11 protein-coding genes are annotated in these 11,566 nt (G+C 47.4%); 7 read left to right on the top strand and 4 right to left on the bottom strand.

Features of this window, described 5'->3' with window-relative positions; all coding sequences use genetic code 11:
* The first annotated feature begins 817 nt into the window (after positions 1-817).
* From rpmH to EZMO1_RS25140, 7 genes are all read left to right on the top strand, one after another.
* Positions 818-952 (top strand): 50S ribosomal protein L34, encoded by a 135-nt coding sequence (gene rpmH, locus EZMO1_RS25165; protein ID WP_034878971.1) that lies wholly within the window; start codon positions 818-820, stop codon positions 950-952.
* A gap of 21 nt (positions 953-973) precedes the next feature.
* A complete protein-coding gene (gene rnpA, locus EZMO1_RS25160) occupies positions 974-1,342 on the top strand; it encodes a ribonuclease P protein component (RefSeq protein WP_034878970.1) in 369 nt (122 codons plus the stop codon).
* Between the two features lie 203 nt (positions 1,343-1,545).
* Positions 1,546-1,887: a membrane protein insertion efficiency factor YidD gene (gene yidD / locus EZMO1_RS26025; RefSeq protein WP_082212322.1), complete on the top strand. Its 342-nt coding sequence runs from the start codon at positions 1,546-1,548 to the stop codon at positions 1,885-1,887.
* On the top strand, positions 1,863-3,548 hold the full coding sequence (gene yidC, locus EZMO1_RS25155; protein ID WP_034878969.1) for a membrane protein insertase YidC: 1,686 nt from the start codon (positions 1,863-1,865) through the stop codon (positions 3,546-3,548). The genes yidD and yidC overlap by 25 nt, the downstream gene beginning before the upstream one ends.
* Positions 3,549-3,693: 145 nt before the next feature.
* Positions 3,694-5,070 carry a tRNA uridine-5-carboxymethylaminomethyl(34) synthesis GTPase MnmE gene (mnmE, locus tag EZMO1_RS25150; RefSeq protein WP_034878968.1) on the top strand — a complete coding sequence of 459 codons (1,377 nt, stop codon included), beginning with the start codon at positions 3,694-3,696 and terminating at the stop codon, positions 5,068-5,070.
* Positions 5,071-5,208: 138 nt separating this feature from the next.
* Positions 5,209-5,637, top strand: coding sequence for a hypothetical protein (locus EZMO1_RS25145; RefSeq protein WP_051790562.1), 429 nt, complete (start codon positions 5,209-5,211; stop codon positions 5,635-5,637).
* Entirely contained in the window at positions 5,624-6,640 is a 1,017-nt protein-coding gene (locus EZMO1_RS25140) for a CehA/McbA family metallohydrolase domain-containing protein (protein ID WP_051790561.1), read from the top strand. Before EZMO1_RS25145 ends, EZMO1_RS25140 begins: the two co-directional genes overlap by 14 nt.
* 26 nt (positions 6,641-6,666) lie before the next feature.
* Here the strand turns inward: EZMO1_RS25140 and EZMO1_RS25135 are convergent, their stop codons facing one another.
* The 4 genes from EZMO1_RS25135 to EZMO1_RS25120 all read right to left on the bottom strand — a co-directional run bounded on the left by EZMO1_RS25135 (position 6,667) and on the right by EZMO1_RS25120 (position 11,203).
* A complete protein-coding gene (locus tag EZMO1_RS25135; RefSeq protein ID WP_034878967.1) occupies positions 6,667-7,305 on the bottom strand; it encodes a MarC family protein in 639 nt (212 codons plus the stop codon).
* A gap of 123 nt (positions 7,306-7,428) precedes the next feature.
* Positions 7,429-8,487, bottom strand: a complete 1,059-nt coding sequence (locus EZMO1_RS25130) for an ABC transporter ATP-binding protein (RefSeq protein ID WP_034878966.1) — start codon at positions 8,485-8,487, stop codon at positions 7,429-7,431.
* On the bottom strand, positions 8,484-10,115 hold the full coding sequence (locus EZMO1_RS25125; RefSeq protein ID WP_034878965.1) for an ABC transporter permease: 1,632 nt from the start codon (positions 10,113-10,115) through the stop codon (positions 8,484-8,486). The genes EZMO1_RS25130 and EZMO1_RS25125 overlap by 4 nt, the downstream gene beginning before the upstream one ends.
* 80 nt (positions 10,116-10,195) lie before the next feature.
* Positions 10,196-11,203: a Fe(3+) ABC transporter substrate-binding protein gene (locus EZMO1_RS25120; RefSeq protein ID WP_034878964.1), complete on the bottom strand. Its 1,008-nt coding sequence runs from the start codon at positions 11,201-11,203 to the stop codon at positions 10,196-10,198.
* Positions 11,204-11,566: the final 363 nt, after the last annotated feature.

Below are 11,566 nucleotides of genomic sequence, written 5' to 3'. Positions count from 1 at the left end.
TCCTGAAAACTATCCCGAAGGTGATGATGAGGCCTATCAGACTGCCTGATGAACAACTTCCCGAAAAGCGGGTAGTGCAGACAATTGTATCCTTTCGCCCAAAAGTTATCCACACCATAACCTGATGATTGTAGAGCTGATACTGACTTCTAATGTGCTTTTAATCCAGATAGTTATCAACAGAAAAAACTATTTTCAGGTAAAAAATAATTATGTTTTACCCCTGTGGATAGACCTGTTTAAGAACAGGGTAAATCCCTAGGAATGAGCTGTGCACAACCAGTGGTATAACTTTACCTGTGTATAAATAGCTTTTTTACCCACAACTCATCAGCAGGTAAGAAACAGCTAAGTACCGTGATTTCTACAGCTTGATACACAGGCTCTAGCCCTTGATAATCAAGTAAAAATGCTACTTATCCACAAAAAATGGGCTACTAAATAATAAACATAAAAACAAAACAACATCACAAACAAGATAAAAATATATTTTTTAATTTATGCTCGTACCGCTCAATGGTTATCAGTCAAAAGACGGGGACTAAGCACTTATCGGTTTTCCACAGAAGAGAAGACAATTAATATAAATTCGGTACCAACTACTGCATTCAGTTTCATAATGCGTATCAGAAACAACCTTCTTATAGAGACCTGCTGATTCAAATAGGGACATGAACATGGGGGTCAACGGCAAACTCTTGACAAATGCAAATTGACGCAGATTGGTCAATTCCTTAGAATGCCCGTCTTTTTGTATATCCATAAAGGATGTGCAGCGTCTTCCCAAGAAGATTGATTAACTAAGAGTAGTGTCATCATGAAAAGAACTTTTCAACCATCTAACCTGAAACGTGCCCGCTCCCATGGTTTCCGTGCCCGTATGGCTACCAAGAACGGTCGTGCTGTTATTAACCGTCGTCGTGCTAAAGGCCGTAAGCGTCTGAGCGCCTGATTTCAGCAGTAAGACTGTCAGGTGAGCTTCGCTTTTAGCCGCGACAAGCGGTTGTGCTCAGCAGCTGATTTTAAGCAGGTATTTGACCAGGCAGATATCAAGGTATCCTGTCGGCACTTACTTATTCTGGCGAAAGTGAGTCATCACGATCACCCCAGACTCGGTCTGGTGATAGCCAAAAAGAATATTCGTAAGGCCACCGGTCGAAATCGTGTCAAGCGACATATACGGGAAACTTTTCGCCTTAAGCAGGACGAACTGGGACATCTGGATATTGTGGTACTGGCACGCCGAGGCTTGGATGAGCTCGAAAACTACGACATTAACAAACTGCTATCCAGACAGTGGCACAAGCTGGCACGTCGTCTGGGTGAGTGGCAACAGTCCTGATAACTTGAGGCATAAAAGCCCCGGGTTACGGATATAGCCACTTAACAATTTGGTGGACGTTGTAGAGCTGGGTGACTGGGGAGGTAGACACTGCCTCCAGTCGCTTACGTCACCAGGGAGGGCTTTACCTTGATTGGTGAACACAGCTTATGGAACTAAGCCTTACGGTCTCCTGATGCCCAGGGCAGATTGAGTAAAAAGACATGCGAAAAAGCGTGATAAACACGATCAAAGATCTGCCGAGACTGCTCGCCAAAAGTTTGATCACAGTCTATCGCTATTGCATAAGCCCTCTTATGGCTGGGCGTTGTCGATTTTATCCAACCTGTTCCGCTTATGCTCAGGAAGCACTCGATAGCCATGGTTTTCTGAAAGGCAGCAAACTCACTATTTCAAGACTGCTGCGTTGCCATCCCTGGCATCCGGGAGGCTTCGATCCGGTGCCGGAATCCTCAGACAGGCTCAATCGGACAGAATCAGACAATCATTCCCATCAACCAGAATCTGTGGCTCGGAAATCATGGATCTGCAAAGAACACTCCTGATAGGCGCCGTAGCTGTTGTTGGTGTATTGACACTCCAACAGTGGAACGAAGATTACAATCAACCAGCCCGACCAACCGGGGAAGAAGCAATAACCAGCATGTCTAATGTCTCTATCGCACAAAGCGGTTCAGACATGCCGACACTCTCTTCCGACAGTTCAGGCACGGTTACCTTTGACGGCAACAGCTCGCCATCCGCTCAACTTGTCAGCGTAAAGACAAATACCCTTAATGTTCAGATTGATCCCGCCGGTGGTGATATTATTGGTCTGAGCCTGCCTCAATACCCTGCCTGGTTACCAGAAGAAGGCGAAGAGGTTCCTCCCTTTGAACTTCTGGTACAAAAGTCAGACTGTGTTAGTGGCAGCGTGACCTGTGAATACACAGCCCAGAGCGCACTAATGAAAGCTGATGGCCCTCAGGCTAACAATCAGCGCCCGCTGTACAACGTTAAGCAGCACAGCTTTACTCTGGATGATGGGAAGGACACCGTTGTTGTTGACCTGACCCGATCTACTGACGAGCTGAACCTGATCAAGCGTTATACCTTTGTTCGTGACTCATACGATATCCGCATGGATTATGTGATCGAGAATAAAGGCGACACAGTATGGCAGGATCGCTTTTATGCACAGCTGAAGCGTGATGGCTCTGAAGACCCTAGTACGGTTAACTCCAGTGCACCTATGAACACCTATAACGGTGCTGCGGTGCGTTCTGTGGATAAGCCATACGTGAAATTGCCTTTCAAGGACTTCAGTAAGTCTCGCTTTGAGCAGAACGTAGAAGGTGGTTATGCAGCCATGCTGCAGCTCTACTTTGTGACGGCATGGGTACCGGATCAGACTCAGACTCATACCTATTACACCAACCTGTCCCACGACCAGCAGTACCATTTTGTCGGTTTTATCGATAACGTTACTGTTCAGCCGGGTCAGACGGTGACTGTCGGAGCAGATCTGTACGCAGGTCCCAAAGACCAGAAGCGTCTGAAAGAACTGGCCGATGGTCTGCAGCTGACCATGGACTTTGGTTGGTTATGGTTCCTGGCTCAACCGCTGTTTACCCTGCTGAAGTTTATTCAGTCTATTGTGGGTAACTGGGGTTGGTCCATCATTCTGCTGACAGTATGTGTGAAAGCGATATTCTATCCGCTGAACGCAACCAGCTTCCGCTCTATGGCCAAAATGCGCAAGCTTGGACCGAAGATGCAGGAGCTGAAAGAGAAGCATGGTGAAGACCGCCAGAAGCTGTCTCAGGAAATGATGGAGCTGTACAAGAAAGAGAAGGTCAACCCCATGGGTGGTTGTCTGCCAATTCTTGTTCAGATGCCTGTATTTATCGCCCTGTACTGGGTGTTACAGGAGTCTGTAGAGCTGCGTCAGGCTCCTTGGCTGGGGTGGATTCATGACTTGTCCCAGATGGATCCGTACTTCATCCTGCCGCTGATCATGGGTGCTTCCATGTTCGCTCAGCAGCTGTTGAACCCGACTCCGCCAGACCCTGTTCAGGCAAAAGTAATGAAACTGATGCCAGTTATCTTCACCGTGTTCTTCCTGTGGTTCCCTGCCGGTCTTGTACTGTACTGGGTAACTAACAACACGCTGTCGATCATTCAGCAGTTCATCATTACCAAGAAGATTGAGAAAGAAGGCACATAACGCTTTTTCTCCAACGCTTCAAAAAAAACGACCCACTGGCTTTGCCTCTGGGTCGTTTTTTTATATATGACTGTTACACCTGATGATCAATTAGACTATAGCCGCTAAACTACGACTCATTTTCCAATTATGACGTAACCAGTACATGTCTGATCTCAGTTCTATTCACAACGACACCATTGCTGCACAGGCTACTGCTCCGGGTAGGGGCGGTGTGGGCATAATCAGGGTTTCCGGGCCTGATGCTCTGAAAGTGGCACGTGAGGTGCTGAAGATCGAGCCCAGGCCCCGTTTTGCTCACTATGGCGCGTTTCATGATGAGTCTGACGAGGTGTTAGACCAGGGAATTGCCTTATTCTTTCCAAATCCGAACTCCTTCACCGGTGAAGATGTCTTAGAGCTACAGGGACATGGTGGCCCTGTTATTCTGGACTTGCTGTTACGCCGCATCCTTGCTCTCGGGGTGAGACAGTCCAACCCCGGTGAGTTTTCAGAACGAGCCTTCCTTAACGACAAAATGGACTTGGCTCAGGCCGAGGCTATTGCTGACCTGATTGATTCCAGTTCCGAACAGGCGGCCCGATCTGCGCTGCGATCCATGCAGGGAGCGTTTTCCAAACGGGTGAACACTCTGGTGGAGTCCCTGATTCAATTGCGAATCTATGTGGAGGCGGCCATTGATTTCCCGGAAGAAGAGATTGATTTTCTGGCTGATGGCAAAGTCAGTAATGATCTTAATGTGATTATCAGCGATTTGGATGAGGTTATTCGTGAAGCCGGGCAGGGAGCCATCCAGCGGGAAGGCATGACGGTTGTTATTGCCGGTCGCCCCAATGCTGGTAAATCAAGTCTTCTGAATGCTCTGGCTGGGCGTGAAACCGCTATTGTTACCGATATCGCCGGAACCACTCGCGATGTTTTGCGTGAGCACATTCACATTGATGGAATGCCGTTGCATGTGATCGATACCGCAGGGCTGCGTGAAACAGAAGATAAGGTTGAACAGATTGGTGTCGAGCGGGCGTTTAAAGAGATTGAAGACGCTGATCGTGTATTACTCATGGTAGATGGCACTGGGACGGAGGCTGTGAATCCCCATGATATCTGGCCAGAGTTTGTTGATCGTTTGCCTTCCATGGAAAAACTAACCGTTGTGCGCAACAAGATTGATCTGACTGGCGAGCAGGCGGGCATAGAAGACGCTGACGGCGTTCCTGTAATTAGGGTATGTGCCAAAAGGGAACATGGGCTTGATGCCCTCAGAGAGCATTTAAAGGCTTGTATGGGGTATGAGGGTGCCATGGAGGGAGGTTTCTCTGCCCGTCGCCGTCATCTGGATGCTTTACGCCGCGCTGGTGAGTTTTTGGGCAATGGTCGTTTACAGCTGGAGCATATGGGAGCAGGAGAGCTTCTGGCAGAAGACCTGAGGCATGCCCAGAAAACCTTAGGGGAAATTACCGGGCAGTTCAGCAGTGACGACTTGCTGGGGAGAATTTTCTCGTCGTTCTGTATTGGTAAATAACCCTTTAGAAAATCTTGTTTTCGCTTTCAGTACCGTAACAAATAATACCAATACTTACGGTACTGACAGGTATCATTTTATAAGTCCTTTAAGATTCATATCATTGCTGCTTTAACTGAAATCATTGCAACCTTACACATGTTTAACAGTAAAGCAGGCAGAGGAATTCTTTTTCTTTGTGCCCTTATTCCTTTGGGGTTTTCGATGATGGCCACCGCAAATGCTGAACGGCAATGGCTTGCGGGTGATCATCATGCTCATACGCACTGGAGCGTGGGGTGGGATCGAAGTACTGATCCATGGAGTCCAATCAAGGGGGGAGATAGCCCGCATACTTATCTTGATAATGCAAAAGCGGCCAAAAAATACGGATTAAGCTGGCTGGTGAATACTGATCATGGTGGTCCTGATCATTCAAAACTATTACGTAAAGGTGCCTATCCTGAATTACTGGAGGCACGTAAAGCTGTTTCTGATGTGTGGCAATTCTTTGGTAAAGAGCTCGACGTTCCCGCTGGTGAACATGCAACAGTTATGGTGCCTATCAATTGTGGTGCCTATCAATGATCAGGAACGCGATATTCTGGTGAACTTCCAGAGAGACTACAGTATCAGGGAGATTCGCAGTGAAATACGACAGCGTAATACAGTTGAGCATTTACAGGCAGGTATTCGTTCTTTTTCTGGGCTGGATGAGAAGCCCTTGATCATTATGAATCATCCCAGTCATCAGGCCATGCCACCACTACCGGGCTTGTGGGACAGGGTGACGCCGGAAAAGTTGATGACATGGCATTATACCGACCCTGAAGTGTTTATTGGCATGGTGGCAGCTCCGGGTCATCAGGCAACAAGCAATCGTGGAAGATATTACAAACATCCCAGCATGAATGGCTTTGACCAGATGACAGCTGTCGTTGGAGGCGTGTGGGATCACTTTCTTGGGAACGGTATGCGCTTTTGGATCTCTGCAGGATCTGATTCACATGTCCATGTATCAGATGGTGGGCGAGATTTCTGGCCTGGTGAGTACACCAAAACCTTTGTGCTGGCGCATAACGAACCTGCGGACATAATGGATGGCTTACGCCATGGCAGAAGCTTTATGGTGTTTGGTGACCTGATACAGGGAATGGATGTCAGGCTTTCCGGTGACAGTAAAAGTGGGGTTACACTGGGTGAAACTCTGGAGCTGGGTAATGAAAAAAAACTGACACTGACAATGAGCTTCACACTGAATCCTGATGAGAATTTCAATGGCGATCATCCCGAATTAAAGCGTATTGATGTCATTACAGGTGGCATCAATGATGAGATTGCCGGGGAGGCTGAAACCAACTCGACAGCCAGAGTTATTGAGCGTTTGGATGAGTCACACTGGCGAGTAGAAGGCAACGAGATCAAGGTCACTGTCACTCTTCCTCGTGAGCATGCAAACGGTTATGTGCGTTTGCGTGGTACCAGCGGTGAATACCTTGAACCGGAAGTCAATCAGGAACCATTGGATCAATGGGAAGATCTGTGGTTCTACTCGGATCCGGTTTTTTGGGAAGCCGGGATTAAGAACTGAACGATCAACAATAAAAGGTGCACTGGTTACTTATACAAGTGCACCGCACCATAGATCCCCAGAATAATCATCTGTACTCCCATGACGGCCAGAATTAGCCCCATCATTCGACTAATAACCTTTATTGCACTTTCACCAATAAATTTAATAAAACGCTCGCCTGATATGAAGAAAAAGTAAGTTATGACGCATAAGTTAGCCAAGGCGACAAGGATCACCATAATCTCTTTTAATCCCTGATCACCAACAAAATTCATTGCTGAAGCGATGATGCCCGGACCTCCAAGAATAGGGGTCGCGAGAGGACTGATGGCAATGCTTAATTTAGCATCAAGACTTTTCTCATTATCCTCATGACTAGGTGTATGAACATCAGAAGTGTTACCACTCAGCATGTCCTTACCAATCAGAAATACCAGGATACCGCCAGTAATTCGAAAAGCAGGAATGGTTATTCCGAACATATCAAAGATTATTTTTCCCAATAAGCAAAAAGTCGCGACAATCAGAAAAGCAATCAGACAGGAACGGCGTGCGATAGAGCACTTTTCATTAGGTCGTAAGCCATCGGTGAGGCTGATAAAAATTGGCGTATTGGCAATGGGGTTCATCATTGCAAAAAAGCCAACGAACACTGTGATCCCGAACGAAATAAGATCTGCCATAGAGTATTACGAAGGTGAGATAGAGGAGTGAAAAAAAGAATAAATACGTAAAACCAAGTTTAACTGGCTTTACGCATTTTGCTGGCAGATCAGAAAAGTTTTGGTAACCGCTTTAAATGGTTATTAAATGGTTTGCCCCTGCTCATTGAAAAGCACCAGTGCATGATCTTTGACGTGGATATGTACAGGCGTTTTCTCTGGCAATACTTCCACGTTATCCACAACAAACAGCTTATTTTCCAACTCCACTTCTGTACGGAGGCTTCGGCCCATAAACTGTTGGTGTCGTATGAATGCCGGATCAGCCGGATCGTCACATTCACACTTTTCCACAGTCAGCATCTGAGGTCTTATAAACAGTTCCACAGTCGTTTCTGGTTGTGCATAAACCTTTGTGGAAGACTCTACAATGCCCAGAGGAGTAGTGATCTGGTGGCTGTTAATAACCTTTCCCTGCAACAGGTTACCAGCACCCATAAACTCGGCGACAAAGCGACAGGAAGGTTGGTTATACACATCAAAAGAGCGCCCGCGCTGCAGAATTTTTCCTTCATGCATCACCGCTACCGAATCTGCAAAAGCAAACCCTTCTTCCCGACTGTGGGTAACAAACAGCGCCGCTACCTTCTGTTGCTTCAGGATGTCACGGATCTCTCTGATCAGACGCTGACGAACCTGGCTGTCGATATTGGAAAAAGGCTCATCCAGCAACAGCAGGTTAGGTCGGTTAGCCAGGGCTCTGGCAATAGCCACACGTTGCTGCTGACCGCCAGACAATTCGTGTGGATAACGTTTATCCAGACCATGCAGGTTAACCAGCTCCAGCATTTCCTGAACACGTTTTTGCAAGTCTGACTGACTCAGATTTCTCAGGCCAAAAGCGATATTGTCAGCCACTGACAGATGAGGAAAAAGCGCGTAATCCTGAAAGATCATGCCAATTCCACGATTCTCCGGTGGAAGTACCTCTTTTGATGAACTGACTGTTTTACCGTGCAGGGCAATGTAACCCTCATCAGGTTGAATCAATCCGGAGATAGCCTTCAACAGTGTCGTTTTTCCACAGCCGCTGCGACCCAGTAAACAGACAATCTCACCAGCTTCAATTTGCAGGTTTAGTTCTTGAAGAACATCGGTACTGTCGTAGCTATAGCAGAGGTGGTTGATATCGAGGGCTTTCATTTTCGGCTCTCCAGGGATCGGTTCAGCAAAATGAGTGGCAATAGTCCGGCCAGTACCAGAATAAGTGCCGCAGGCGCTGCATGTTCCAGCTTTTCATCGGAAACATACTGGAATACCCAGGTGGCAAGCGTTTCAAAACCAAAGGGCCTGAGCAGCAGAGCGGCAGGGAGTTCTTTCATGGCTTCAATAAAGACCAGCAGAAAACCGGTCAGCAGACCTTTGCGCACCATTGGTATATGAACCCGTTTGACCATTTCTCCCGGTGAGCAACCCAGTGTGCGGCTTGCCATATCAAGGGAAGGGGATACCCGGCCAAGACTGGATTCAACACTACCCACTGCAACTGCGGAGAAGCGCACCACGTAAGCAAAGATAATCGCGATAATAGAGCCGCTTAGAATCAATCCCACCGGGCTGTAACCCATGGACATAATCAGGTTATTGATACCGTGATCGGACAGGGTTAAAGGGATTAGAACACCAATGGCCAGAACGTTGCCCGGCATGGCATAACCTGATGACACCAGACGCGCAGGCATTCGTGCCATCTGTGACCCCTGAAGTCGCTGATAAAGACCCAGAAACAGCGCCACCAGTGTCGCAAAGAACGCGGCTCCAAGAGAGACTTTCAGACTGTTTAACCCATAAGTGATCAGTTCCGGACGCCAGGAATCAGCAAAATAAGTGACTACGTAGCCGAGAAGAATGGCAGCGGGAAGTGCAAAACCAAGGATAACCAGCATCCAGCACCAGAACAGAGCCAGAGTTTTTTTCCAGCCGTTCAAACGGGTTGGAGAGCGGTGATCCTGACCAATACCTTTCTGGTAAAGTTGCTGGCGACGGCGGCTGTATTTTTCAAGAGAGATAAGAACGGTCACCACCAGAAGCATAATGGCCGAGATTTTTGCCGCTGCGTTCAGGCTTCCATAACCTAACCACGTGTCGTATACCGCTGAAGTGAGGGTTGGAACCGCAAAGTAACTGACGGTAGCGAAATCTCCGAGCGTTTCCATACCCATTAAAGCCAGTCCGGTAATAATGGCTGGACGCGCCATGGGCATGGACACTTTAAAAAAGCTTTGTGCAGGGCTGCAACCTAATAGCCGACTGGCTAAGACCTGGCTCTGGGACTGCTCAAGAAACGCGGTACGTGCCAGCAGGTAAACGTATGGGTAAAGGACCAGTGCCAGCACGATCATCGCTCCTCCGAGCGACCGAATTTCCGGAAAATGGTAATCTGCTGCACTTTGCCAACCCGTCAATGCTCTCATTGCTCGTTGAACAGGGCCTGCGTATTCCAGCAGATCGGTGTAAATGTAAGCAATAACATAGGAAGGCATAGCCAGTGGCAGCACCAGAAGCCACTGCAGGTATTTTTTTCCTGGCAGATCATGAGATGCCATCACCCATGCGGCAGGCAGAGCCAGAATCAGTCCCAGAAGCCCTACGCCTGAAATGAGTAAAACAGTATTAAAAATATACGTCGTAAGTACGGTATTTCGCAGATGTTGGAATATTTCACCGGAAGGAGTCAGAGCTTCGTAAACCAGCGAGATGGTGGGAGTAAATAACAGAAAAGCCAGCAACCAGCTGCCGGCTTTCCAGTACAGTGAAAGACTGTGTTTCATAGATGAAAGTTAACTGTGTTGTAAATCAGTGCGACGCTATTCAGTGCGACACCAAGGTAAAGCGCGTTGCAGCTGATTGATTACAGATCGAATCGAACTTCATCCAGCAGGCGCAGAGCCGTTGAATAGTTCTCGGCCAGCTTGGAGATGGGCAGGTCGTCTGCTTTAAATTCGCCCCAGGAGGCAACCAACTCTGACACAGGGACTGAAGGGTTAACAGGGTATTCCATATTAACCTCTGCATAAGCTGCCTGAGCTTTGTCACTGGCCAGATACTCCATCAATTTTACCGCACTCTCTTTGTTAGGTGCATGCCTGGTAAGTACCATTCCACTGACGTTTACATGAGACCCCTTTCCATCCTGATCAGGAAAGTTAATGTAAACGGATTCGGCCCATTCCCGTTGTCCGGCGTCTTTCAGCATCGCGCCGTAGTAATAACTGTTGCCCAGAGCCAGATCACAGACGCCTTCGCTGACCGCTCTCACCTGAGCCCGGTCATTGCCCTGTGGGCGGCGTGCCAGATTGGACTTAAAGCCTTCCAGCCACTCTATGGTTTTTTCTTCTCCATAGTTGGCAACGTAAGAAGCGACAAGACCTACGTTGTAGGCATTCTTGCCACTTCGGGTACAGATCTTGCCTTTGAACTCAGGATCTGCCAGATCGTCATAGGAAATACTCTCCGGTTTTCCATCACGTCTGGTGGTGTAAATATTCCGAACCCTTTTTGTAAGGGCAAACCACTGACCGTCCGGGTCACGGAACTGGTCTGGAATGGTGTCTTCCAGAGCGTTGCTGTCTACTGGCTGACTCAGATCCCTGTCTACCAACTCCATCAGACGGCTGATGTCTGTTGTTAAAACGACGTCTGCAGGGCTTAGCCGGCCTTCACGCTGCAAGCGTTCGGTGAGGCCTTTATCTGCAAACACCACCTTGACCGGAATACCGGTTTCTTTGGTGAATTCCTCAAACAGTGGCTCTACGAGAAAAGGTTGACGATAGGAATAAACATTAACTTCTTTGGCAGATGTAACAGAGGCCGTTGCAGCAACAGCTGCTGTCAGCAGAATGGATTGAATCAGCTTCATGGTCGTTACTTTCTTAGTAGTTCTAAATAGGAATAATTTGCATTTGCGTATTTTACATATTTTGACTTCGTTGACCAGACAAACTTGTACGAATGTTTGCTTATTATTTGAACCTCACCTTCTTTGGCATAAGTGGATATCTCATTATCAGTTGAGAAACTCGCAGGTTTATTTCGAAAATAAGCTGTGGAAAAAGTGTGGCTGTTCATTGATTCATACACAGAAAAAATGATTTCGGTTGTTGGCTTCGTGTGGATAAATTCCACGTTTTTCTACAGAAAAATCACAGGTTAATAGCAGGTATTTCACAAAAGACTGACAGGGTTATTCAATTTACAATTCTTTGTATTTAAAGGCTTTGAG

This window comes from Endozoicomonas montiporae CL-33 (assembly GCF_001583435.1).
In the GTDB taxonomy this organism is placed as follows: Bacteria; Pseudomonadota; Gammaproteobacteria; order Pseudomonadales; family Endozoicomonadaceae; genus Endozoicomonas_A; species Endozoicomonas_A montiporae.
This window is presented reverse-complemented; position numbering and strand designations above follow the sequence as displayed.